Genomic DNA, 24,889 nt, shown 5'->3' with positions numbered 1-24,889 from the left:
CAGAGGTTGAAATCCCTATGTACCAGGTTGTTGCATCTGATTTAGATGGCACGCTGCTTTCCCCTGACCACACGCTGTCGCCTTACGCGAAAGAGACCCTGAAGCTTCTGACCGCCCGTGGCGTGAACTTCGTATTTGCCACCGGCCGCCACCACGTCGACGTGGGGCAGATCCGCGATAATCTTGAGATCAAATCGTACATGATCACCTCCAACGGTGCGCGTGTGCACGATACCGACGGCAACCTGATCTTTACCCACAACCTGGATCGCGATATTGCCGCCGATCTGTTCGGCGTGGTGCACAACAACCCGGCTATCGTTACGAACGTTTACCGCGACGACGACTGGTTCATGAACCGCCACCGCCCGGATGAGATGCGTTTCTTCAAGGAAGCCGTATTCAACTACTCCCTGTACGAGCCAGGCCTGCTTGAGCCGGAGGGGATCAGCAAGGTGTTCTTCACCTGCGACAGCCACGAAGAGCTGCTGCCGCTGGAACAGGCGATCAACGCCCGCTGGGGCGATCGCGTCAACGTCAGCTTCTCAACCCTGACCTGTCTGGAAGTGATGGCGGGAGGCGTCTCCAAAGGGCACGCGCTGGAAGCGGTCGCGAAACGTCTGGGCTTCGAGCTGAAAGACTGTATCGCCTTTGGTGACGGCATGAACGATGCTGAAATGCTGTCGATGGCGGGTAAGGGCTGCATCATGCAGAACGCGCATCAGCGTCTGAAAGATCTGCACCCGGAGCTGGAGGTGATTGGTTCTAACGCTGACAACGCGGTACCGAAATACCTGCGCAAGCTGTTCCTTGAATAATCTTCATTCGGTTGTTTATTGCTCAGTTGTCAACTAAAGAGTTCGCTACAATGCCTGTCCTTCTTTCTGAGAGACAAGCATTGTGGCGCTACTCATTATCACCACTATCCTGTGGGCCTTCTCCTTTAGCCTGATTGGCGAATATCTTGCCGGTTCGGTCGACAGCTACTTCTCGGTGCTGATGCGCGTGGGGCTGGCGGCGCTGGTGTTCCTGCCGTTTCTGCGCACGCGCGGGCAGTCGCTGAAAACGATTGTGCTGTATATGCTGGTGGGGGCGATGCAGCTCGGCATCATGTACCTGTTCAGCTTCCGGGCTTACGTCTACCTGTCCGTCTCGGAATTCCTGCTGTTCACCGTGCTAACACCGCTCTATATCACGCTGATCTACGATTTGCTCAGCAAGCGCCGCCTGCGCTGGGGATATCTGCTGAGTGCGGCGCTGGCGGTGATTGGCGCGGCAATTATTCGCTACGACAAAGTGAGCGATCACTTCTGGACCGGGCTGATGTTCGTCCAGCTCGCCAACATCAGCTTCGCCATCGGCATGGTGGGCTACAAACGCCTGATGGAAACCCGTCCGATGCCGCAGCATAACGCGTTTGCGTGGTTCTACATGGGGGCCGCGATCGTCGCGGTGGCGGCGTGGTTTATGCTGGGTAACCCGCAAAAGCTGCCGACCACCACCGTACAGTGGGGTGTTCTGGTCTGGCTGGGCGTCGTGGCTTCCGGGTTGGGGTACTTCATGTGGAACTACGGCGCGACGCAGGTCGACGCCGGTACGCTCGGGATCATGAACAACGTACATGTTCCTGCAGGGCTGCTGGTCAACCTTGCCATCTGGCAGCAACAGCCGCACTGGCCGAGCTTCCTTATTGGGGGAGCGGTGATCCTGGCTTCGCTGTGGGTCCATCGACGCTGGGTCGCTCCGCGCTCCGCACAAACGGAAGATGGTCGCACGCGTGGTTCCGCGCTGAGCGAATAAACGCCTCCGTAATCGGCTGACGCTGCTCGCCATCGCGCACGGCGGCGTACAGCCGGCTCCACAGTCCTTCACCCAGGGTTTTGGTGACCACCAGGCCCTGGCGTTCAAAACTCTCCACCACCCAGTGCGGCAGCGCCGCGATACCCATGCTGGCCGCCACCATCTGAATCAACAGCAAGGTGTTATCCACGCTTTTCAGCTGCGGGCTAATGCCAGCGGGCTGCAGGAAGTGGCGCCAGATATCCAGACGACTGCGCTGCACCGGGTAAATCAGCAGCGTTTCCGTTGCCAGGTCTTCCGGCGTGATGCGCGTTTTGGTCGCCAGCGGATGGTCCGGTGCCAGCACCAGGCGCACCTCATAATCAAACATCGGCGAATAGTGCAGGCCGCTGCGCGGCAGAATATCGGACGTCATCACCAGATCCAGCTCGCCCTGCTGCAGCGAGGGCTGCGGGTCGAACGTCACGCCGGATTTAAAGTCCATTTCCACCTGCGGCCACTTCTGGCGGAAGTTCTCAAGCGCGGGGGTCAGCCACTGAATACAGCTGTGGCATTCAATGGCGATACGCAGCGTGGTCTGCTGCGGTTCGTTACACGCCTGCAGCGCGCTGGCGATCTGCGGCAGAACCTGATTCGCCAGCTGAAGCAAAATTTCGCCCTGTGGCGTAAAGCGCAGCGGCTGGCTCTTACGCACAAAAAGACGGAAGCCGAGGCGTTGTTCCAGATCGCTGAACTGGTGAGAAAGGGCGGACTGGGTCTGGTGCAGCGTGGCCGCCGCTGCTGCGAGCGATCCGCAGTTCCGCAACGCTTGTAGCGTTTTCAGGTGTTTTATCTCGATCATGAAAGTCCTTCACTTCGCCATGAACATTTTGCGCTTGAGGAATATACAGTACCTGCCAATTATAGAAGTGTAAACATCTGGACGTCTAAATAACGAATTTCACAAGGGGCATACCATGACAATCCGCAATCACACTCTCGGTTTCCCTCGCGTTGGCCTGCGTCGCGAGCTGAAAAAAGCGCAAGAAAGCTACTGGGCGGGGAACGCCACCCGTGAAGAACTGCTGGCAGTGGGGCGCGAGCTGCGCGCCCGTCACTGGGCGCAGCAGAAGCAGGCGGGAATTGACCTGCTGCCGGTGGGCGATTTCGCCTGGTACGACCATGTTCTGACGACCAGCCTGCTGCTTGGCAACGTGCCGGCTCGTCATCAGAACAACGATGGATCGGTAGATATCGATACCCTGTTCCGCATCGGCCGTGGCCGTGCGCCAACGGGTGAGCCAGCGGCAGCGGCGGAAATGACCAAATGGTTTAACACTAACTATCACTATATGGTGCCGGAGTTCGTAAAAGGGCAGCAGTTCAGGCTGACCTGGACGCAGCTTCTGGATGAAGTGGACGAAGCGCTGGCGCTGGGCCACCAGGTGAAACCCGTACTGTTGGGGCCAGTGACCTATCTGTGGTTGGGGAAAGTCAAAGGCGAGCAGTTCGATCGTCTGAGCCTGCTGAAGGACATTCTGCCGGTCTACAAACAGGTGCTGATTGAACTGGGCAAACGCGGCATTCAGTGGGTGCAAATCGACGAGCCCGCGCTGGTGCTTGAGCTGCCGCAGGTTTGGCTTGATGCTTTCAAACCGGCTTACGATGCACTCAACGGGCAGGTGAAGCTGTTGCTTACCACCTACTTTGAAGGTGTGACGCCGAACCTCAGCACCATCACCAGATTGCCGGTGCAGGGTCTGCACGTTGACCTGGTGCACGGCAAAGATGACGTCGCAGAACTGCACAAGCGCCTGCCAGCAGACTGGCTGCTCTCCGCCGGTCTGGTCAACGGCCGTAACGTCTGGCGCGCCGATCTGACCGAGAAATACGCACAAATTAAAGACATCGTTGGCAAACGCGAGCTGTGGGTGGCCTCGTCCTGCTCGCTGCTGCACAGTCCGATCGATCTGAGCGTGGAAACCCGTCTCGACCCTGAAGTAAAAAGCTGGTTTGCCTTCGCCCTGCAAAAATGTGAAGAGCTGGCGCTGCTGCGCGATGCGCTGAACAGCGGCGACACGGCGGCGATTCGCGAATGGAGTGTGCCAATCCAGGCGCGCCGCCACTCGGCTCGCGTGCACAACCCGGCGGTGGAAAAACGCCTGGCGGCCATCACCGCTCAGGACAGCCAGCGCCAGAGCCCGTATGAAGTCCGTGCCGAAGCCCAGCGCGCCCGCTTCAACCTGCCCGCGTGGCCAACCACCACTATCGGTTCCTTCCCGCAGACCACCGAAATCCGCGGCCTGCGTCTGGACTTCAAAAAGGGGAATCTGGATGCGAATCACTACCGCACCGGGATTGCCGAACACATCAAGCAGGCGATTACCGAGCAGGAGCGGCTGGGGCTGGACGTGCTGGTGCACGGAGAGGCCGAGCGTAACGACATGGTGGAATACTTCGGTGAACACCTGGACGGGTTCGTCTTTACCCAGAACGGCTGGGTGCAAAGCTATGGCTCCCGCTGCGTCAAGCCGCCGGTGGTCATCGGTGACGTCAGCCGTCCGGAGCCGATCACGGTTGAGTGGGCGAAGTACGCCCAGTCCCTGACCGACAAGCCGGTAAAAGGCATGCTCACCGGTCCGGTGACCATTCTTTGCTGGTCCTTCCCGCGTGAGGACGTAACCCGCGAGACCATCGCGAAGCAAATCGCGCTGGCGCTGCGTGATGAAGTGGCAGATCTGGAAGCTGCAGGCATAGGCATCATCCAGATTGACGAACCGGCCCTGCGCGAAGGTCTGCCGCTGCGCCGCAGCGACTGGGATGCCTACCTGAAGTGGGGCGTGGAGGCATTCCGCATCAACGCCGCGGTGGCGAAGGACGACACCCAGATCCACACCCACATGTGTTACTGCGAATTCAACGACATCATGGATTCGATTGCCGCGCTGGACGCTGACGTGATCACCATCGAGACCTCGCGTTCAGACATGGAGCTGCTGGAGTCGTTTGAAGAGTTCGACTACCCGAACGAAATCGGTCCGGGGGTGTACGACATCCACTCTCCGAACGTGCCGAGCGTGGAGTGGATTGAGTCGCTGCTGAAAAAAGCGGCCCAGCGCATTCCGGCTGAGCGTCTGTGGGTGAACCCGGACTGCGGCCTGAAAACTCGCGGCTGGCCGGAGACGCGCGCCGCGCTGGCGAACATGGTGAAGGCGGCGCAAAACTTGCGTCAGGCTTGATGATGCGTAGGCCCGGTAAGGCGTAGACGCCACCGGGCTTTTTTTTACGCTTTTTTACCGCCGTACTGGCTGAACCACGCCAGCATTCTCTGCCAGCCGTCTTTGGCTGATTCCGCGTGATAGCTCGGACGATAATCCGCGTTAAACGCGTGCCCGGCATCCGGATACACCACGATCTCCGCCTTCGCATTGGCCGCACGGAGCGCATGGCGCATGGTCTCTACCGAATCCAGCGAAATACCGGTGTCCTGACCGCCATAAAGCCCCAACACAGGCGCATTTAAGTCCGTGGCGATATCCACGGGATGTTTCGGTGAATTGAGCGTTTTTTCACCTACCAGTTTACCGTACCAGGCCACAGCGGCTTTAAGCTGCGGGTTATGCGCGGCATACAGCCAGCTGATGCGTCCGCCCCAGCAGAAACCGGTGACCAGCAGACGATGAGGATCGCCCCCGTTGCGCGCCGCCCAGCTGGCGACGTGGTCGAGATCGGCCAGCACCTGCGCGTCCGGGACTTTGCTGACCAGGTTGCTGAGCAAGGTGGGAATATCGCTGTAGTCGTTCGGATCGCCCTGGCGAAAGTAGAGCTCTGGCGCAACGGCCAGATAGCCTTCCAGCGCCAGCCGGCGGCAGAGGTCGCGAATGTGTTCGTGAACGCCGAAAATTTCCTGAACCACGATCACGATGGGCAGCGGACCGTCTGCCGATTTTGGTCGTGCGTGGTAAGCAGGCATATTCTCTCCCTGCGAGGGAATAGAGGTCTCACCCGCCGTGATGGCCTCTTCAGACGTTGAGACGATGGTTGAGGCATGCGGCGCCGCAGCAGGTGCAAAACCGGTTTTTTCAGTCATGGCATTCTCCGTACCAATGAGTTAGCGCAAAGGTAAATATAGTCACCAGGTTAACAACTCACAGTGCCTTAAACGGTCTATCTTTTGTGCAGCACCTGACGATATAACTTGTTAATGTGATGTAAATCACCTTTTTATGGAAATTCAATGCAATCATTTTCATTCATGGTGAGATGTGTCACGAAATTATGCTTTCCGCTTCTGTAAAGTACCGTTTTACTTCTTCTGACTAACCGACCCACAGAGGAGTCACCTATGTCTAAGTCTGATGTTTTTCATCTCGGCCTCACTAAAAACGATTTACAAGGGGCTACGCTCGCTATCGTCCCTGGCGATCCGGAGCGTGTGGAAAAGATCGCCGCGCTGATGGATAAGCCGGTTAAGCTGGCAGCCCATCGTGAATTCACCACCTGGCGCGCAGAGCTGGATGGTAAAGCCGTGATCGTGTGTTCTACCGGTATCGGTGGCCCGTCTACGTCTATTGCTGTTGAAGAGCTGGCACAGCTGGGCATTCGTACTTTCCTGCGCATCGGTACGACCGGTGCTATTCAGCCGCACATCAACGTGGGCGACGTGCTGGTCACGACCGCGTCCGTGCGTCTGGATGGCGCAAGCCTGCACTTTGCGCCGATGGAATTCCCGGCAGTAGCAGACTTTGAATGTACCACCGCGCTGGTTGAAGCCGCGAAATCCGTTGGCGCGACCACTCACGTGGGTGTAACCGCTTCGTCCGATACCTTCTATCCCGGTCAGGAGCGTTACGACACCTTCTCTGGCCGCGTGGTAAGCCGCTTCAAAGGCTCTATGGAAGAGTGGCAGTCCATGGGCGTGATGAACTACGAAATGGAATCCGCCACGCTGCTGACCATGTGCGCAAGCCAGGGCCTGCGTGCCGGTATGGTGGCGGGCGTTATCGTCAACCGTACTCAGCAGGAGATCCCGAACGCTGAAACCATGAAGCAGACCGAAAGTCATGCGGTGAAAATCGTGGTTGAAGCCGCGCGTCGCCTGATCTAATCCTCTCCTTTCGAAATCAAAGGCCGACACGTTCGGCCTTTATTTTTTGCGTAGCGCCTCGCAGGAAAACCCTTTCAAACTGGACGTTTATACAGCACAATCTTATTTTGTGCGGGTAATACGTTGATGCAGGGGGCATTGTGGATATCTCAGTCCTGATTTATGCGGTGATTGCGCTGGCGGGCGTGGCGATAGGCTGGCTCATTTCCAGCTATCAGCATGCACAGCAGAAGGCCGATCAGCTGGCTGAACGCGAAGAGATCGTCGCCGAATTAAGCGCGGCAAAGCAGCAGCTTGCGCTGAGTGATCACTGGCGAGAGGAGTGCGAGTTACTCAACAACGAGCTGCGCAACCTGAGAGATATCAACACCTCGCTGGAGGCCGATCTCCGCGAAGTGACCACCCGGCTGGAATCCACTCAACTGCATGCGGAAGATAAAATCCGCCAGATGATCAACAGCGAGCAGCGCCTCAGCGAACAGTTTGAAAACCTCGCGAACCGTATTTTTGAGCACAGCAACCGCCGCGTTGACGAGCAGAACCGCCAGAGCCTGAACAGCCTGCTGACGCCCCTACGTGAACAGCTGGACGGCTTCCGCCGCCAGGTACAGGACAGCTTTGGTCAGGAAGCCCGAGAGCGGCACACCCTGGCGCATGAAATCCGCAATCTCCAGCAGCTGAATGCCCAGATGGCGCAGGAGGCGGTCAACCTCACCCGCGCGCTTAAAGGGGATAACAAAACCCAAGGCAACTGGGGAGAAGTGGTGCTGACCCGCGTCCTGGAAGCCTCTGGCCTGCGGGAAGGGTATGAATACGAAACCCAGGTGAGTATCGAAAACGATGCCCGCTCGCGAATGCAGCCGGATGTGATTGTGCGGCTGCCGCAGGGCAAAGATGTGGTGATTGACGCCAAAATGACGCTGGTGGCGTATGAGCGTTACTTCAATGCGGAGGATGACTACACCCGAGAATCGGCGCTGCAGGAGCACATTGCCTCGGTGCGTAATCATATTCGCCTGCTCGGCAGGAAAGACTATCAGCAGCTACCGGGGCTGCGCTCGCTGGACTATGTCCTGATGTTTATTCCGGTAGAGCCCGCGTTTTTGCTGGCACTCGACAGGCAGCCTGAACTCATCACCGAAGCGCTCAAAAATAATATTATGCTGGTCAGCCCCACCACGCTGCTGGTGGCCTTACGCACGATTGCGAACCTGTGGCGCTACGAGCACCAGAGCCGCAACGCGCAGCAGATTGCCGACCGCGCCAGCAAGCTGTACGACAAAATGCGCCTCTTCGTGGACGACATGTCCTCAGTCGGGCAGAGCCTGGACCGCGCGCAGGATAACTACCGTCAGGCGATGAAAAAACTCGCCTCAGGACGTGGCAATCTTCTGGCGCAGGCCGAATCATTCCGCAGCCTGGGGGTTGAGGTGAAACGCGAGATTAATCCGGAATTGGTTGAACAGGCTACCGCCCAGGACGACGAGTTTCGCCTGCGTGAAGGGGCGGACGAACAAAAGACAAACAGTGAAGACAACACGTTAGCGGTGGATTTATCACCAGACGAGACTCCGGCGCGTTTCTTTCGCGGTGGTTGAAACGTAGGGCAATTGCGCCCAATCTGTTACACTTCACGAACATTTTACTGATAAGCAGGCTCTGAGATGGTTGACGATTCACAAGACACAACGCACTTTGGCTTTCAGACTGTCGCCAAAGCGCAGAAAGCTGACATGGTGGCCCACGTATTTCATTCCGTGGCGGCGAAGTACGATGTGATGAATGACCTGATGTCGTTCGGCATTCATCGCTTGTGGAAGCGCTTTACTATCGACTGTAGCGGCGTGCGTCGTGGACAAACGGTGCTGGATTTAGCCGGTGGTACGGGCGATTTAACCGCGAAATTCTCTCGTCTGGTGGGCGAAACCGGGCGCGTTGTCCTCACCGATATTAATGACTCCATGCTCAAAATGGGCCGCGAAAAGCTGCGTAACATCGGCGTGGTGGGGAATGTGGAATATGTGCAGGCAAATGCCGAAGCGCTGCCGTTCCCGGATAATACCTTTGACTGCATCACGATCTCCTTCGGTCTGCGTAACGTGACCGATAAAGAAAAAGCGCTGCGCTCCATGTATCGCGTGCTGAAGCCGGGTGGACGCCTGCTGGTGCTCGAATTCTCCAAACCGATTATCGAGCCGCTGAGCAAAGCTTACGACGCCTATTCATTCCACGTGCTGCCGCGCATCGGTGAGCTGGTGGCTAACGACGCGGAAAGCTATCGCTATCTGGCGGAATCTATCCGTATGCACCCGGATCAAGACACCTTAAAAGCCATGATGCAGGATGCTGAATTCGAGAACGTTGAATATTTCAACCTGACGGCGGGTGTCGTCGCGCTGCATCGCGGTTACAAGTTCTGAGTGGAGGTGTCCCGTGCCCTTTAAACCCTTAGTCTCCGCAGGTATCGAAAACGTACTGAATGCCTTTCTCTATCGTGCGCCAGCGCTGAAAGCTGCGCGTCAGCGGCTAAACGGGAAGGTATTACGCATTGTTTTAAAAGAGTTCTCGACGCCGCTTGTGCTGGTCTTCAGCGAACGCCAGCTTGACGTTCTGGGGGCGTGGGAAGGTGACGCCGACTGCTCGGTCATCACGCACATGAGCGTGCTGCCAAAACTGCGCGATCGCCAGCAATTAACGGCACTTATCCGCAGCGGTGAGCTGGAAGTGGAAGGCGACATTCAGGTCGTGCAGAACTTCGTTGCGCTTACCGATCTGGCGGAGTTTGATCCGGCAGAGCTGCTCGCGCCGTTTATCGGCGACATTGCCGCGGAAGGCATCGGGAAGGTTCTTCATGGTGGCGCGTCCTTTGCGCGTAAAAGCCTGCTACGTCAGCAACGCTATGCGGCGGAAGTACTGACTGAAGAGTGGCGAATGGCCCCCGGACCGCTGGAAGTGGCATGGTTTGCGGAAGAAACCGCTGCTGTTGAACGTGCGGTTGATGCGTTAACCAAACGGCTGGAAAAACTGGAGGGCAAATGACGCCTGGTGAAATTCGGCGCCTCTACTTCATTATTCGTACCTTTTTGAGCTACGGGCTCGACGAGCTTATCCCTAAAATGCGTATCACGCTGCCGCTTCGTATCTGGCGGCGGATGCTGTTCTGGATGCCTAACCGCCATAAAGGTCAGCCGCTTGGCGAACGCCTGCGCCTGGCGCTGCAGGAGCTTGGCCCGGTATGGATTAAGTTCGGGCAGATGCTGTCGACCCGCCGCGATCTCTTTCCGCCGCACATTGCCGATGAACTGGCGATGCTGCAGGACCGTGTTGCCCCGTTTGACGGGGTGAGGGCGAAGAAACAGATCGAAGAGGCGATGGGTAATCTTCCCGTTGAAACCTGGTTTGACGATTTCGAAATAGAACCGCTGGCGTCGGCTTCTATTGCTCAGGTGCACACTGCGCGTCTGAAAGAAAACGGCAAAGAGGTGGTAATTAAGGTGATCCGCCCGGATATTCTGCCGATCATCAAAGCCGACATGAAGCTGATTTACCGTCTGGCCCGTTGGGTTCCGCGTTTATTACCTGATGGCCGCCGACTGCGCCCGATGGAAGTGGTGCGGGAATATGAAAAAACGCTGATTGATGAGCTTAACCTGCTGCGCGAATCGGCAAACGCTATTCAGCTGCGTCGCAACTTTGAAAACAGCCCGATGCTTTATGTCCCTGAAGTCTATTCTGACTACTGCAGCCAGAACATGATGGTGATGGAGCGTATCTACGGTATTCCGGTTTCGGATGTGGTGGCCCTGGAGAAGCAGGGAACGAACATGAAGCTGTTGGCCGAGCGTGGCGTGCAGGTCTTCTTCACCCAGGTGTTCCGCGACAGCTTTTTCCATGCGGACATGCACCCGGGCAATATCTTCGTGAGCTACGAGCACCCTGAGGATCCGAAGTATATCGGTATCGACTGCGGGATTGTGGGGTCGCTGAATAAAGAAGATAAACGGTATCTGGCCGAGAACTTCATCGCGTTCTTCAACCGCGACTACCGTAAGGTGGCCGAGCTGCACGTCGATTCCGGCTGGGTGCCGCCGGATACCAACGTCGAAGAGTTCGAGTTTGCGATCCGGACCGTTTGCGAACCGATTTTTGAAAAACCGCTGGCGGAAATCTCCTTTGGGCATGTGCTGTTGAACCTGTTCAACACGGCTCGCCGCTTTAATATGGAAGTTCAGCCACAGCTAGTTTTACTTCAGAAAACACTACTTTACGTTGAGGGTGTAGGCCGACAGCTCTATCCTCAGTTAGACTTGTGGAAGACCGCGAAACCCTTCCTGGAATCCTGGATTAAGGATCAGGTTGGCATTCCGGCGCTGGTGCGCTCGCTGAAAGAGAAAGGCCCGTTCTGGATAGAAAAAATGCCTGAAATTCCTGAACTGGTTTATGACAGTTTGCGTCAGAGCAAGAACCTTCAGCACAGCATGGATAAAATCGCTCGCGAACTTCAGTCCAGCCGTGTTCGCCAGGGCCAGTCACGCTATCTCTTTGGGATTGGCGCAACGCTGCTGCTGAGCGGCACGCTGCTGCTGATCAACCGCCCGGAGTGGCAGATGATGCCCGCCTGGCTGATGGCCGCCGGGGTGGTTGTCTGGCTTGCCGGATGGCGAAAAACGCGCTGAGTTTGCGTCGCTATCGACAGGTCGCATACGTATAATGCGACCTGACTTATTAATCATCTATCCCTGAGGAACATGTATGGGTGGTATCAGTATCTGGCAATTGTTGATCATTGCCGTCATCGTCGTGCTGCTGTTTGGCACCAAAAAGCTCGGTTCTATTGGTTCCGATCTGGGCGCGTCTATCAAAGGCTTCAAGAAAGCGATGAGCGATGATGAGAGCAAGCAGGATAAAACCAGCCAGGACGCTGACTTTACTGCTAAATCCATCACCGACAAGCAAGAAGAAGCCAAAAAGGAAGACGCTAAACGCCACGATAAAGAGCAGGTGTAAGTCGTGTTCGACATTGGTTTTAGTGAGCTCCTGCTGGTCTTTGTGATTGGCCTGATCGTGCTGGGGCCTCAGCGTCTGCCGGTGGCGGTGAAAACCGTTGCGGGCTGGGTTCGTGCGCTGAGATCGCTGGCATCGACCGTTCAGAATGAACTGGCCCAGGAGCTTAAGCTGCAGGAATTTCAGGAAAGCCTGAAAAAGGTTGAGAAGGCGAGCATGGATAACCTGACGCCGGAACTGAAAGCGTCAATGGATGAGCTGCGCGAAGCGGCGGAATCCATGAAGCGCTCCTATAGCATCAACGATCCTGAAAAAGCGAGCGATGAAGCGAACACCATCCATAACCCGGTGGTGAAGGGCAGCGAAGAACAGCGTGAGGGCGTCACGCCTGCCAGCGCTGAACATCAGGCTGCTGCGCCTGAACAGACGCCGCAGGAAACCGAAGTGAAAAAACAGGTGCAGCCAGAAAAGCCCGTGGTTAACGCTGCCGAGGCAAAGCCCGCCGCGCCCGTTTCCGAATCATCCCCCTCGTCGAGTGATAAAGCGTAAACATGGCTGTAGATGATACTCAACCGCTGATTACGCACCTCATAGAGCTGCGTAAGCGTCTGTTAAACTGCATTATTGCGGTTCTCGTTATTTTTCTATGCCTGGTCTATTTCGCCAACGATATCTACCAGGTGGTTTCTGCGCCGCTGATCAAGCAGATGCCGCTGGGCGCAACGATGATTGCAACCGACGTTGCTTCTCCGTTCTTTACCCCCATCAAGCTGACCTTTTGGGTATCGTTGATTGCCTCTGCGCCCGTCATTCTGTACCAGGTGTGGGCCTTTGTGGCGCCGGCACTGTATAAGCACGAACGCAAGCTGGTCATCCCGCTGCTGGTGTCCAGCTCGCTGCTGTTCTATATCGGCATGGCGTTTGCCTATTTCGTCGTCTTCCCGCTGGCCTTCGGCTTCCTGACGCATACCGCGCCGGAAGGGGTCCAGGTGTCGACGGATATCGCCAGCTACCTCAGCTTCGTGATGGCGCTGTTTATGGCGTTCGGCGTGGCCTTTGAGGTACCGGTGGCCATCGTGCTGCTCTGCTGGGTAGGGGTCACCACGCCGGATGACCTGCGTAAGAAGCGTCCGTATATCCTGGTCGGCGCATTTGTGGTCGGCATGCTGCTGACACCGCCTGATGTGTTCTCTCAGACGCTGCTGGCCATACCGATGTACTGCCTGTTTGAGGTTGGCGTCTTCTTCTCACGGTTCTACGTGGGTAAAGGGCGTCGATCGGATGACGAAGACGCTACGTCCGACAAGACCACTGAAGAGTAAAACCAGCCGCCCGTCAGGGCGGTTGTTACATGGGGATTCGCATGTTTGATATCGGACTCAACCTGACCAGCTCGCAGTTTGCGAAAGATCGTGATGAGGTGGTTGCGCGCGCGTTTGCCGCTGGGGTGAAAGGGCTGCTGCTGACGGGCACCAACCTGCATGAGAGCGAGCAGGCACAGCAGCTGGCGCAACGCTACGAACGCTGTTGGTCTACCGCTGGCGTGCATCCTCACGACAGCAGCCAGTGGACCCCGGAAAGCGGGGAAATCCTGCGCAGGCTGGCGAAGACACCGGAAGTGGTGGCGATTGGCGAATGCGGCCTCGATTTTAACCGTAACTTCTCCACGCCTGAAGAGCAGGAAAAGGCGTTCACTGCTCAGCTTACGGTGGCGGCAGAGCTTGAAATGCCCGTATTTATGCACTGCCGCGACGCGCATGAGCGTTTCCTGGCGCTTCTGGATCCGTGGGTCGAGAAACTGCCCGGCGCGGTGCTGCACTGCTTCACCGGCTCACGGCAGGAGGCGCTGGAGTGCCTGGAGCGCGGGATTTATCTGGGGATTACCGGCTGGGTTTGCGACGAGCGCCGCGGGCTTGAGCTTCGGGAGCTGCTACCGGCGATCCCGGCTGACCGGTTGCTCCTTGAAACGGATGCGCCTTATCTGCTCCCGCGCGATATGCAACCCAAACCGGCATCGCGACGCAATGAGCCCGCTTATCTGGGGCACATAGTTGAGCGCGTCGCGATGTGGCGCGGAGAAGAGCCGCACTGGCTTTCCGCACAGACGGATGACAACGTGCGTAATCTGTTTGGGATAAACGTTTAAAGTTTGCGGAAGTCGGTGTTTTTAACGCTCTGCAGCACCTGCTTGTTCAGCAGATTAAGCAACAGCATAGAGCGCGCTTCCCCGTCCGGCTCGGCAAAAATCGCCTGCAGGCCTTCGAAAGCCCCTTCGGTAATCACGACGCTATCGCCCGTGTAGGGCGTTTCCGGGTCGGTAAGGTCTTCGGGCTGCTGATAAATCGACAGCTGGTGGATGACCGATGGGGGAACCGTCGCGGGGTGGGCGCCGAAGCGAACAAAATGGCTGACGCCGCGCGTGGCGCTGATGGTGGTGGTGTGGATCACCTCCGGATCGAACTCCACGAACAGGTAGTTCGGGAACAACGGCTCGCTAACGGTTGTGCGCTTCCCGCGCTGCATTTTTTCAAGCGTGATCACGGGCGTCAGGCAATTGACTGACTGACGTTCAAGATGTTCCTGCGCGCGCTGAAGTTGCCCGCGTTTGCAATACAGTAAATACCAGGCCTGCATAATCACTCTTTCCCTTAGTTCGGGGCGCAAGCATATCAAAACCCTGGCGGGATCGCTAAGTTGATTATAATGGGCGAAAATGGGACAGAACGCATAACTTCACGCTAATTTAACAAAATTACAGCATCAAGCAGTCTTACGCCGTATAATGAAGCGCTTACAGAGAGGCCATGATTAACTGCATGAAATACCACGATCTCCGCGACTTCCTGACGCTGCTGGAAAAGCAGGGTGAACTCAAACGTATAACACTTCCTGTCGATCCTTATCTGGAGATGACAGAAATTGCTGACCGCACCCTGCGTGCCGGTGGCCCCGCATTACTGTTTGAAAATCCGAAAGGGTACGCCATGCCGGTGCTGTGCAACCTGTTTGGTACACCGCGTCGCGTCGCACTGGGGATGGGGCAGGAAGACGTCACGGCCCTGCGTGAAGTCGGTAAGCTGCTGGCCTTCCTGAAAGAGCCGGAGCCGCCGAAAGGCTTCCGCGATCTGTTCGACAAGCTGCCGCAGTTTAAGCAGGTGCTAAACATGCCCACCAAACGCCTGCGCGGCGCGCCCTGCCAGCAGAAGGTGCTGGAAGGCGATGCGGTTGATTTGACTAAAATCCCTATCATGCAGTGCTGGCCGGAAGATGCCGCGCCGCTGATCACCTGGGGACTGACCGTCACGCGCGGTCCGCACAAAGAGCGCCAGAATCTTGGTATTTACCGCCAGCAGTTGATTGGCAAGAATAAGCTCATCATGCGCTGGCTGTCGCATCGCGGCGGCGCGCTGGATTTTCAGGAGTGGTGTGCAGCGCGTCCGGGTGAACGCTTCCCGGTGTCTGTCGCGCTGGGCGCCGATCCGGCCACCATTCTCGGGGCCGTCACGCCCGTACCGGATACGCTCTCGGAATATGCCTTTGCAGGCCTGCTTCGCGGAACGAAAACGGAAGTCGTGAAGTGTATCTCTAACGATCTTGAAGTCCCGGCCAGTGCAGAAATTGTGCTGGAAGGTTACATTGAGCAGGGTGAACTGGCGCCAGAAGGCCCTTACGGCGACCACACCGGCTATTACAACGAAGTGGATAACTTCCCGGTGTTTACCGTGACGCACATTACGCAGCGTGAAGATGCGATTTATCACTCCACGTATACCGGGCGTCCACCGGATGAACCGGCAGTACTGGGCGTGGCGCTGAATGAAGTGTTTGTGCCGATCCTGCAAAAGCAGTTCCCGGAAATTGTTGATTTTTATCTGCCGCCTGAAGGATGCTCGTATCGCCTGGCAGTGGTCACGATGAAGAAGCAGTATCCTGGTCACGCGAAACGCGTGATGATGGGCGTGTGGTCTTTCCTGCGCCAGTTTATGTATACCAAATTTGTTATTGTCTGCGATGATGACGTTAACGCCCGCGACTGGAATGACGTAATCTGGACTATTACCACGCGAATGGACCCGGCGCGCGATACGGTGTTAGTCGAAAACACGCCGATAGATTACCTGGATTTTGCCTCGCCGGTTTCCGGCCTTGGCTCAAAAATGGGACTGGATGCCACAAATAAATGGCCTGGCGAAACCGATCGTGAATGGGGTCGCCCGATCAAAAAAGATCCTGCTGTGACCGCGCGCATTGATGCGATCTGGGACGAACTGGCCATAATGAATAACGGTAAACCCTGAGCTGACCGTTAAGCCCTATAGACTTCCCGACAGAGAGAGCGAATGACAACCTTAAGCTGTAAAGTGACCTCGGTAGATGCCATCACCGACACCGTATATCGCGTCCGTTTAGTGCCAGAAGCGCCATTCTCTTTCCGCGCGGGTCAGTATCTGATGGTCGTGATGGATGAGCGTGATAAGCGTCCTTTCTCTATGGCCTCAACGCCAGCGGAGCAGGAATTTATTGAGCTTCATATTGGTGCGTCAGAGCTTAACCTGTATGCGATGGCCGTCATGGACCGCATTCTGAAAGAGCGCGAGATCGTGGTGGATATTCCGCACGGTGATGCGTGGCTGCGCGATGATGAAGACCGTCCGCTGATCCTGATTGCCGGTGGTACAGGTTTCTCCTACGTGCGCTCCATTCTGCTGACCGCCCTGGCGCGTAATCCCGACCGTGATATCACCATCTACTGGGGTGGCCGTGAAGAGAAACACCTGTATGACCTGTCCGAACTCGAAGCGCTGAGCGTCACCCATCCTAACCTGCGCATTGAGCCGGTGGTTGAGCAGCCGGAAGAGGGCTGGCGCGGGCGTAGCGGTACGGTACTGACGGCAGTGCTGCAGGATCACGGTACGCTGGCAGGACATGACATCTATATTGCAGGGCGTTTCGAGATGGCGAAAATCGCCCGCGATCTGTTCTGTAACGAACGTGATGCGCGTGAAGACCGCCTGTTTGGCGATGCGTTTGCCTTCATTTAAATAAAAAACCCGCCCCTGACAGGCGGGAAGAACGGCAACTAAACTGTCTCTCTTCGCCAGTGACACGACTGGCGGCGAGGTACCTCTCGTAGGCCGGGAAAGCGCAGCGCCTCCCGGCAAAAGCCCGATGGCGCGATGCTTATCGGGCCTACGTTATAGCCTTACACTCTCTCAAACACCGTCGCGATACCCTGACCCAGACCGATACACATCGTTGCCAGACCAAACTGGGCATCTTTGCGTTCCATCAGGTTGATCAGCGTCGTGCTGATACGCGCCCCGGAACAGCCCAGCGGGTGTCCGAGGGCGATCGCGCCGCCGTTGAGGTTAATCTTCTCGTCGATCTGCTCCATCAGCCCCAGATCTTTAATGCACGGCAGGATCTGCGCGGCGAACGCTTCGTTCATCTCAAACAGATCGATGTCGCTGGCGGTTAAGCCCGCTTTTTTCAGCGCCAGCTTTGAAGCCGGAACCGGGCCGTAGCCCATGATCGACGGATCGCAGCCCACGACCGCCATCGAACGTACCCGAGCACGAGGCGTTAACCCCAGCTCGCGGGCGCGACTTTCGCTCATCACCAGCATCGCGGCGGCGCCGTCGGACAGCGCCGACGAGGTCCCTGCCGTGACCGTACCGGTGACGGGGTCAAACGCCGGACGCAGGGTGGAAAGCGCTTCGACGGTGGTTTCCGGGCGAATGACTTCATCGTAGCTGAACTGCTTCAGAACGCCGTCTGCATCGTGGCCGCCGGTCGGGATGATCTCGTTCTTAAAGGCACCGGACTGCGTGGCGGCCCAGGCGCGAGCGTGAGAGCGCGCGGCAAAGGCATCCTGCATTTCGCGGCTGATGCCGTGCAGGCGGGAGAGCATCTCGGCGGTCAGACCCATCATCCCCGCAGCTTTCGCCACGTTGCGGCTCATCCCCGGGTGGAAATCGACCCCGTGACTCATCGGGACGTGACCCATGTGCTCGACGCCGCCCACCAGGCAAGCCTGCGCATCGCCGGTCATGATCATGCGGGCCGCGTCGTGCAGCGCCTGCATTGACGAACCGCACAGGCGGTTGACGGTGACGGCCGGAACCGAATGCGGGATCTCCGCCAGCAGCGACGCGTTGCGGGCGATGTTGAAGCCCTGCTCCAGGGTCTGCTGCACGCAGCCCCAGTAGATATCGTCCAGCGCAGCCGGATCCAGCGCCGGGTTACGCGCCAGCAGGCTACGCATCAGGTGCGCGGAGAGGTCTTCCGCACGCACGTTACGGAACGCGCCGCCTTTTGAACGGCCCATCGGGGTGCGAATCGCATCAACAATGACAACCTTTTCCATTGTGACTCCTTAAGCCGTTTTCAGCTCGCCAACCGGACGGGCTGGCTCAACTGCGGGATAGTAGGGTTCGTTATGGCGCGCTTTGTTACGCAGCCCTTCCGGCACCTCATACAGCGGGCCGAGGTGCTGATACTGCTGGGCCATATCGAGATAGCGGGCGCTGCCGAGCGTGTCCAGCCAGCGGAACGCGCCGCCGTGGAACGGAGGGAAGCCGAGGCCATACACCAGCGCCATGTCGGCTTCCGCCGGGCTGGCGATAATGCCTTCTTCGAGGCAACGCACCACTTCGTTAATCATCGGGATCATCATCCGGGCGATGATTTCATCGTCGGTGAAGTCGCGTTTTGGCTGACTGACGTCGGCCAGCAGGCCATCCACCGCCGGATCTTCTTCTTTCTTCGGTTTGCCTTTGCTGTCTTCTTTATAGCGCCAGAAACCCAGGCCGTTTTTCTGACCGAAGCGGTTAGCGTCGAACAGCGCGTCAATGGCGTCGCGATAGTCTTTCTGCATGCGCTGCGGGAAACCTGCCGCCATCACCGCCTGGGCGTGGTGGGCGGTATCAATGCCCACAACGTCCAGCAGATACGCCGGGCCCATCGGCCAGCCGAACTGTTTTTCCATCACTTTGTCGATTTTGCGGAAGTCCGCGCCGTCGCGCAGCAGCTGGCTAAAACCGGCGAAGTAAGGGAACAGCACGCGGTTGACGAAGAAGCCCGGGCAGTCGTTAACGACGATCGGCGTTTTGCCCATCTTGCTGGCCCATGCCACCACTTTAGCGATGGTGTCGTCAGAGGTTTTTTCCCCGCGGATCACTTCGACCAGCGGCATACGGTGTACCGGGTTGAAGAAGTGCATACCGCAGAAGTTTTCCGGACGCTTCAGCACGCTCGCCAGTTCGCTGATTGGAATGGTGGAGGTGTTAGAGGCCAGAACGGTACCCGGGCGAACCTTGTCTTCCGTTTCCGCCAGCACCGCTTTTTTCACTTTCGGGTTCTCGACAACGGCTTCGACCACCACGTCGACACGATCGAAACCGCTGTATTCCAGCACGGGCTGAATGGTGGAGATCACGCCTGCGAGCTTCAGTCCGTCAATTTTGCCGCGTTCCAGCTGTTTATTCAGCAGCTTGGCCGCTTCGGTCATGCCCAGCGTCAGGGATTTCTCGTTGATGTCTTTCATCACTACCGGCACGCCTTTCCAGGCAGACTGGTAGGCGATGCCGCCACCCATAATGCCCGCGCCGAGTACCGCCGCATGTTTTGGCGTCTCAACGTTTTTGGTCAGCTGTTTGGCTTTCCCTTTTACGAACTGATCGTTGAGGAAGATACCGACCAGCGCGCGCGCTTCATTGGTGTGCGCCAGCGGGACAAAGCTCTGATTTTCGAGCTTCAGCGCTTCATCGCGCCCGAAACGGGCAGCCGCTTCAATGGTTTTCACCGCCGCGATCGGCGCCGGGTAGTGTTTACCCGCCGTCTGCATCACCATGCCTTTGGCGATGGTGAAGCTCATGGTGGCTTCAATCTTGCTGAGCTTTAACGGCTCCAGCTTCGGCTGGCGTTTGGCCTTCCAGTCGAGCTCGCCGTTAATTGCCTGACGCAGAATGGCGAGTGCGCCTTCAACAAGCTTCTCAGGTTTCACCACGCCGTCGACCAGGCCAATTTTTTGCGCCTGTTCTGCGCCGACGTCTTTACCCGCGGCAATGATCTCCAGCGCGCTGTCGGCGCCCAGCATGCGCGGCATACGGACGGAGCCGCCAAAGCCCGGCATAATGCCCAGCTTGGTTTCCGGCAGGCCGATGCGCAGATCCGGCGTCGCCAGGCGGTAGTCGGTCGCCAGCACGCACTCACAGCCGCCGCCCAGCGCGTAGCCGTTAACGGCGGAAATGGTCGGGACAGGCAGATCTTCCAGACGATTAAAGACGCTATTGGCAAAGTGCAGCCACTGGCTCAGCTGTTCTTCCGGCACCAGGAAGAGCGAAAGGAATTCGGTGATATCGGCACCGACGATAAAGGCCGCTTTGTTCGAGCGCAGCAGCAGCCCTTTTAATTCAGTTTGTTTTTCCAGAACATCCAGCGCCTGGCCAAGACTGGCCACCGTCGCGGTATCGAGCTTATTGACTGAGCCGGGGGCATCGAACACGAGTTCGGCAATGCCATCTTCCAGCCAGTTGAGGTACAGGGTGTCGCCTTTGTAGAGCATGTCAGTCTCCTGAATCCAGCAAGTGGATCTGGTCATACCAGATGAGTCGGAGTGTGGGATTTATGTTAATAAAATGCAAATTACTCATTAAGAAATTGCTGCATTGATCACGGTCGGTGGAAATCACGCAGGCGGAGTGAGGTGTGCTAAGATGCGATGACTTGAGGTCAAAAAACGAAAGGAATAATGATGGACTCACTGGCTTCGCTTTATAAAAATCATATCGTTACCCTACAGGAACGTACCCGCGATGTACTGGCCCGCTTTAAGCTGGATGCGCTGCTGATCCACTCCGGCGAGCTGATGAATACCTTTCTGGATGACCACGCTTATCCGTTTAAGGTGAACCCACAGTTTAAGGCCTGGGTACCAGTGACGCAGGTTCCCAACTGCTGGCTGCTGGTGGATGGTGTGAACAAGCCGAAACTGTGGTTCTACCTGCCGGTCGATTACTGGCACAACGTTGAGCCGCTGCCGACCTCTTTCTGGACGGAGGAAATTGAGGTCATTGCGCTGCCAAAAGCGGACGGCATTGGCGGCCAGCTGCCTGCCGCGCGTGGCAACATCGCTTATATTGGCCCTGTTCCGGAGCGTGCATTAAGCCTGGATATTGCGGCAGACAAGCTCAACCCGAAAGGGGTGCTGGATTACCTCCACTATTACCGCGCGTATAAAACCGACTACGAACTTTACTGCATGCGTGAAGCGCAAAAGACCGCGGTAAACGGTCACCGTGCGGCGCATGAAGCCTTCCAGTCCGGCATGAGCGAGTTCGATATCAACCAGGCGTACCTGACCGCCACCGGTCATCGCGATACCGACGTGCCGTACAGCAACATTGTCGCGCTCAACGAGCACGCGTCCGTCCTGCACTACACCAAACTGGATCACCAGGTTCCTTCAGAAATGCGCAGCTTCCTGCTGGACGCAGGGGCAGAGTACAACGGCTACGCGGCCGATCTGACCCGTACCTGGGCGGCAAATGCGGATACCGATTTTGCACAGCTAATCAAAGACGTGAACGATGAACAGCTGGCGCTGATTGGCACCATGAAGGCGGGAACCAGCTATGTGGACTACCACATCCAGTTCCATCAGCGCATTGCTAAACTGCTGCGTAAGCATCAGATTGTGAAAGACATGAGCGAAGAGGCGATGGTCGAGAACGATCTGACCGGGCCATTTATGCCGCACGGTATCGGCCACCCGCTGGGCCTGCAGGTGCACGACGTTGCGGGCTTTATGCAGGATGATACCGGTACGCACCTGGCGGCACCGTCTAAATATCCTTACCTGCGCTGCACCCGTATTCTGGAGCCGCGCATGGTGTTGACGATTGAACCGGGGATCTACTTTATCGAATCCCTGCTGGCGCCGTGGCGTGAAGGCCAGTTCAGCAAGCACTTCAACTGGGCAAAAATTGACGCGCTGAAGCCGTTTGGCGGCATTCGTATCGAAGATAACGTGGTGATTCACGAAAACGGTATCGAGAATATGACGCGAGACCTGAAGCTGGCCTGATGGAAAGCTGGCTGATACCGGCTGAACCGGTCACCTTTGTTGAGGAAATCAAGAAAAGCCGCTTTATTACCCTGCTGGCGCATACCGACGGCGTAGAGGCGGCAAAAGCGTTTGTCGAGTCCGTCCGGGCTGAGCATCCTGACGCCCGTCACCACTGCGTGGCGTGGGTAGCAGGGCCGCCGGACGATTCGCAGCAGCTGGGGTTTTCCGATGACGGTGAACCGGCGGGCACGGCCGGTAAACCCATGCTCTCGCAGCTGATGGGTAGCGGCGTGGGTGAAATTACCGCCGTGGTGGTGCGCTACTACGGCGGCATCCTGTTAGGTACGGGTGGGCTGGTAAAAGCATATGGCGGCGGCGTTCAGCAGGCACTGAATATCCTGAAGACCACCCGCAAAACGCCTCTCACCGAATATACTTTGTTATGCGATTACGCCCAGCTCTCGGGTATTGAAGCGCTGCTGAGGCAGTTTAACGGTGTCATCGCACACAGTGAATATCAGGCGATGGTGCAATTACGCGTGGCGCTTCCTCAGGCGGAACTGGCTGCTTTTTCAGCAAAACTGGCTGATTTTAGTCGTGGTTCGTTGCAATTGCTGCCGATTGAAGAATAATCCCCACCTCACTTTTGAATACCAAAGGAAGCGGCAGAGATGCATTTTCGTGCCATAACCCGAATCGTTGGACTGCTGGTCATACTCTTTTCCGGGACGATGATTATCCCTGGACTGGTGGCGCTTATCTACCGGGACGGGGCGGGGCGGGCATTTACCCAGACCTTCTTTGTCGCGCTGGCGATCGGCTCCCTGCTGTGGTGGCCGAACCGTCGTCAGAAAGGTGAGCTGAAATCTCGCGAAGGCTTTCTGATTGTGGTCCTGTTCTGGACGGTGCTGGGGAGCGTCGGTTCGCTGCCCTTTATCTTCTCTGAACAGCCTAACCTGAGCATCACGGATGCCTTTTTTGAATCCTTCTCCGGCTTAACGACGACCGGGGCCACGACGCTGGTGGGGCTGGATTCGCTGCCGCACGCGATTCTCTTTTATCGCCAGATGCTGCAGTGGTTTGGCGGTATGGGGATCATCGTCCTGGCGGTGGCCATCCTGCCGATTCTGGGCGTCGGGGGGATGCAGCTCTATCGCGCCGAAATGCCAGGACCGCTGAAAGATAACAAGATGCGGCCGCGTATTGCCGAGACGGCGAAAACCCTGTGGCTGATTTATGTCTTGCTGACGGTAGCCTGTGCGCTGGCGCTATGGTTTGCCGGGATGCCTGCGTTTGATGCTATCGGACACAGTTTTGCGACGATTGCCATCGGCGGGTTCTCCACCCACGATGCCAGCGTGGGCTATTTCGACAGCCCAACGATTAACACTATCATTGCCATTTTCCTGCTGATCTCCGGCTGTAACTACGGCCTGCACTTCTCTTTACTGAGCGGGCGCAGCCTGAAGGTGTACTGGCGTGACCCTGAGTTCCGCATGTTCATTGGGGTCCAGTTGACGCTGGTGATCATTTGTACGCTGGTGCTGTGGTTCCATGATGTCTATAACTCCGCGTTGACCACGCTAAACCAGGCCTTCTTCCAGGTGGTGTCGATGGCGACGACCGCCGGGTTTACCACGGACAGCATCGCCCGTTGGCCGCTGTTCCTGCCGGTGCTTCTGCTCTGTTCCGCGTTTATCGGCGGCTGTGCGGGGTCGACGGGCGGTGGTCTGAAGGTGATCCGTATTCTGCTGCTGTTCAAGCAGGGCAACCGTGAGCTGAAGCGTCTGGTCCACCCCAATGCGGTCTACAGCATTAAGCTGGGGAACCGCGCGCTGCCGGAACGTATCCTCGAAGCGGTGTGGGGATTCTTCTCGGCGTATGCGCTGGTCTTTATCGTCAGTATGCTGGCGATTATCGCGACGGGAGTGGATGATTTCTCCGCCTTTGCGTCCGTCGTCGCAACATTGAATAACCTCGGGCCTGGCCTGGGCGTGGTGGCGGATAACTTTGCCAGTATGAACCCGGTCGCGAAATGGATCCTCATCGCCAATATGCTGTTTGGTCGTCTTGAGGTCTTTACGCTGCTGGTGCTGTTCACCCCTACATTCTGGCGCGAGTAAGGAGCCGTTGATGAAAACACTGATTCTTTTTTCTACGCGAGACGGACAAACGCGTGAGATTGCCGCATACCTTGCATCGGAATTAAAAGAGTTGGGTATTTACTCGGATGTGGTGAACCTGAACCGTGCGGAACAGATTGCCTGGCAGGAATACGACCGCGTGGTGATTGGTGCATCTATTCGTTACGGGCATTTCCATCCGGCGCTGGATCGCTTTGTGAAAAAGCACGCGGCAGTACTCAACAAAATGCCAGGCGCGTTTTACTCGGTCAATCTGGTTGCGCGTAAAGCGGAGAAGCGCACGCCACAGACCAACAGCTACACGCGCAAGTTTTTACTCAGCTCGCCGTGGCAGCCAGACCTGTGCGCCGTTTTTGCCGGCGCGCTGCGCTACCCTCGCTACCGCTGGTATGACCGCTTTATGATCCGTCTAATTATGAAGATGACGGGGGGAGAAACCGATACGCGTAAAGAAGTGGTTTATACCGACTGGTCGCAGGTAGCCAGTTTTGCGCGGGAAATCGCACATTTAACGGGCGATTCGCGACTTAAATAAGCGTTAAGTTTGAAAAGTGAGCGAACGAAAAGTTTTTTGTATTTTGTGCTTGTCACTTCAGAATAACTCCCTATAATGCGCCTCCACTGACACGGAACAACGGCACACACGCCGCCGGGTCAGCAGAGAATAGCGAAAATAAACGCTTGACTCTGAAGCGGGAAAGCGTAATATGCACACCCCGCGCCGCAGCGAAAACGAAGCGGCACTGCTCTTTAACAATTTATCAGACAATCTGTGTGGGCACTCAA

23 protein-coding genes are annotated in these 24,889 nt (G+C 56.9%); 18 read left to right on the top strand and 5 right to left on the bottom strand.

Annotation, left to right across the window (positions count from 1 at the left end; genetic code table 11):
* Positions 1 to 17: 17 nt before the first annotated feature.
* Both yigL and BFV67_RS21175 read left to right on the top strand, forming a co-directional pair.
* Positions 18 to 818 carry a sugar/pyridoxal phosphate phosphatase YigL gene (gene yigL, locus BFV67_RS21180; RefSeq protein ID WP_021242854.1) on the top strand — a complete coding sequence of 267 codons (801 nt, stop codon included), beginning with the start codon at positions 18 to 20 and terminating at the stop codon, positions 816 to 818.
* An 82-nt stretch (positions 819 to 900) separates the two neighbouring features.
* Positions 901 to 1,800 carry a carboxylate/amino acid/amine transporter gene (locus BFV67_RS21175; protein ID WP_008501530.1) on the top strand — a complete coding sequence of 300 codons (900 nt, stop codon included), beginning with the start codon at positions 901 to 903 and terminating at the stop codon, positions 1,798 to 1,800.
* Here the strand turns inward: BFV67_RS21175 and metR are convergent.
* Entirely contained in the window at positions 1,688 to 2,641 is a 954-nt protein-coding gene (gene metR / locus BFV67_RS21170) for an HTH-type transcriptional regulator MetR (RefSeq protein ID WP_008501529.1), read from the bottom strand. The genes BFV67_RS21175 and metR overlap by 113 nt on opposite strands.
* Before the next feature lie 115 nt (positions 2,642 to 2,756).
* Between metR and metE the strand changes: the two genes are divergently transcribed.
* Positions 2,757 to 5,018 carry a 5-methyltetrahydropteroyltriglutamate--homocysteine S-methyltransferase gene (metE, locus tag BFV67_RS21165; protein WP_069598875.1) on the top strand — a complete coding sequence of 754 codons (2,262 nt, stop codon included), beginning with the start codon at positions 2,757 to 2,759 and terminating at the stop codon, positions 5,016 to 5,018.
* 44 nt (positions 5,019 to 5,062) lie between these two features.
* On the opposite strand, the gene BFV67_RS21160 is transcribed toward metE, so the two are convergent.
* Positions 5,063 to 5,869, bottom strand: a complete 807-nt coding sequence (locus BFV67_RS21160; RefSeq protein ID WP_069598874.1) for a dienelactone hydrolase family protein — start codon at positions 5,867 to 5,869, stop codon at positions 5,063 to 5,065.
* 255 nt (positions 5,870 to 6,124) lie between these two features.
* Here BFV67_RS21160 and udp point away from each other — a divergent pair, with 255 nt between their 5' ends.
* The 9 genes from udp (at position 6,125) to tatD (ending at position 14,036) form a co-directional block, all read left to right on the top strand.
* Positions 6,125 to 6,886 carry a uridine phosphorylase gene (gene udp / locus BFV67_RS21155; RefSeq protein ID WP_003860792.1) on the top strand — a complete coding sequence of 254 codons (762 nt, stop codon included), beginning with the start codon at positions 6,125 to 6,127 and terminating at the stop codon, positions 6,884 to 6,886.
* Between the two features lie 140 nt (positions 6,887 to 7,026).
* Positions 7,027 to 8,484, top strand: coding sequence for a DNA recombination protein RmuC (gene rmuC / locus BFV67_RS21150; RefSeq protein WP_021242858.1), 1,458 nt, complete (start codon positions 7,027 to 7,029; stop codon positions 8,482 to 8,484).
* 66 nt (positions 8,485 to 8,550) lie between these two features.
* A complete protein-coding gene (ubiE, locus tag BFV67_RS21145) occupies positions 8,551 to 9,306 on the top strand; it encodes a bifunctional demethylmenaquinone methyltransferase/2-methoxy-6-polyprenyl-1,4-benzoquinol methylase UbiE (protein WP_069598873.1) in 756 nt (251 codons plus the stop codon).
* Between the two features lie 13 nt (positions 9,307 to 9,319).
* A complete protein-coding gene (gene ubiJ, locus BFV67_RS21140) occupies positions 9,320 to 9,925 on the top strand; it encodes a ubiquinone biosynthesis protein UbiJ (protein ID WP_008501524.1) in 606 nt (201 codons plus the stop codon).
* Positions 9,922 to 11,562, top strand: a complete 1,641-nt coding sequence (gene ubiB, locus BFV67_RS21135; protein WP_008501523.1) for a ubiquinone biosynthesis regulatory protein kinase UbiB — start codon at positions 9,922 to 9,924, stop codon at positions 11,560 to 11,562. The genes ubiJ and ubiB overlap by 4 nt, the downstream gene beginning before the upstream one ends.
* Positions 11,563 to 11,638: 76 nt before the next feature.
* A complete protein-coding gene (gene tatA, locus BFV67_RS21130) occupies positions 11,639 to 11,893 on the top strand; it encodes a Sec-independent protein translocase subunit TatA (RefSeq protein ID WP_008501522.1) in 255 nt (84 codons plus the stop codon).
* A 3-nt stretch (positions 11,894 to 11,896) separates the two neighbouring features.
* Complete coding sequence (tatB, locus tag BFV67_RS21125; RefSeq protein ID WP_008501521.1) at positions 11,897 to 12,439, top strand: Sec-independent protein translocase protein TatB; 543 nt, start codon at positions 11,897 to 11,899, stop codon at positions 12,437 to 12,439.
* A 2-nt stretch (positions 12,440 to 12,441) separates the two neighbouring features.
* A complete protein-coding gene (gene tatC, locus BFV67_RS21120) occupies positions 12,442 to 13,212 on the top strand; it encodes a Sec-independent protein translocase subunit TatC (protein WP_045909218.1) in 771 nt (256 codons plus the stop codon).
* 41 nt (positions 13,213 to 13,253) lie between these two features.
* The gene (gene tatD, locus BFV67_RS21115) at positions 13,254 to 14,036 is read left to right on the top strand and encodes a 3'-5' ssDNA/RNA exonuclease TatD (protein ID WP_069598872.1); all 783 of its coding nucleotides are present in this window, start codon (positions 13,254 to 13,256) and stop codon (positions 14,034 to 14,036) included.
* Here tatD and rfaH read toward each other — a convergent pair.
* Positions 14,033 to 14,524, bottom strand: a complete 492-nt coding sequence (gene rfaH / locus BFV67_RS21110; RefSeq protein ID WP_021242861.1) for a transcription/translation regulatory transformer protein RfaH — start codon at positions 14,522 to 14,524, stop codon at positions 14,033 to 14,035. The two genes, tatD and rfaH, sit on opposite strands and share 4 nt — an antisense overlap.
* 170 nt (positions 14,525 to 14,694) lie before the next feature.
* Here rfaH and ubiD point away from each other — a divergent pair, with 170 nt between their 5' ends.
* Positions 14,695 to 16,188, top strand: coding sequence for a 4-hydroxy-3-polyprenylbenzoate decarboxylase (ubiD, locus tag BFV67_RS21105; RefSeq protein WP_069598871.1), 1,494 nt, complete (start codon positions 14,695 to 14,697; stop codon positions 16,186 to 16,188).
* A gap of 42 nt (positions 16,189 to 16,230) precedes the next feature.
* Positions 16,231 to 16,932, top strand: a complete 702-nt coding sequence (gene fre, locus BFV67_RS21100) for an NAD(P)H-flavin reductase (protein WP_008501516.1) — start codon at positions 16,231 to 16,233, stop codon at positions 16,930 to 16,932.
* Positions 16,933 to 17,093: 161 nt separating this feature from the next.
* On the opposite strand, the gene fadA is transcribed toward fre, so the two are convergent.
* Both fadA and fadB read right to left on the bottom strand, forming a co-directional pair.
* Positions 17,094 to 18,257, bottom strand: coding sequence for an acetyl-CoA C-acyltransferase FadA (fadA, locus tag BFV67_RS21095; RefSeq protein WP_008501515.1), 1,164 nt, complete (start codon positions 18,255 to 18,257; stop codon positions 17,094 to 17,096).
* A gap of 9 nt (positions 18,258 to 18,266) precedes the next feature.
* On the bottom strand, positions 18,267 to 20,456 hold the full coding sequence (gene fadB, locus BFV67_RS21090; protein ID WP_039025145.1) for a fatty acid oxidation complex subunit alpha FadB: 2,190 nt from the start codon (positions 20,454 to 20,456) through the stop codon (positions 18,267 to 18,269).
* A gap of 189 nt (positions 20,457 to 20,645) precedes the next feature.
* Here fadB and pepQ point away from each other — a divergent pair, with 189 nt between their 5' ends.
* The 4 genes from pepQ to hemG are packed head-to-tail and all read left to right on the top strand — an operon-like array spanning position 20,646 to position 24,638.
* A complete protein-coding gene (gene pepQ / locus BFV67_RS21085; RefSeq protein WP_008501513.1) occupies positions 20,646 to 21,977 on the top strand; it encodes a Xaa-Pro dipeptidase in 1,332 nt (443 codons plus the stop codon).
* Positions 21,977 to 22,591, top strand: a complete 615-nt coding sequence (locus BFV67_RS21080) for an IMPACT family protein (RefSeq protein WP_008501512.1) — start codon at positions 21,977 to 21,979, stop codon at positions 22,589 to 22,591. Before pepQ ends, BFV67_RS21080 begins: the two co-directional genes overlap by 1 nt.
* Positions 22,592 to 22,630: 39 nt before the next feature.
* Positions 22,631 to 24,082, top strand: coding sequence for a Trk system potassium transporter TrkH (trkH, locus tag BFV67_RS21075; RefSeq protein ID WP_008501511.1), 1,452 nt, complete (start codon positions 22,631 to 22,633; stop codon positions 24,080 to 24,082).
* Positions 24,083 to 24,092: 10 nt separating this feature from the next.
* A complete protein-coding gene (gene hemG / locus BFV67_RS21070; RefSeq protein WP_069598870.1) occupies positions 24,093 to 24,638 on the top strand; it encodes a menaquinone-dependent protoporphyrinogen IX dehydrogenase in 546 nt (181 codons plus the stop codon).
* Positions 24,639 to 24,889 lie beyond the last annotated feature (251 nt).

Origin of the sequence: Enterobacter roggenkampii (assembly GCF_001729805.1) — a bacterium.
In the GTDB taxonomy this organism is placed as follows: Bacteria; Pseudomonadota; Gammaproteobacteria; order Enterobacterales; family Enterobacteriaceae; genus Enterobacter; species Enterobacter roggenkampii.
Note: the sequence above shows the minus strand (reverse complement) of the source record. Positions and strands in the feature narration are given on the sequence as shown.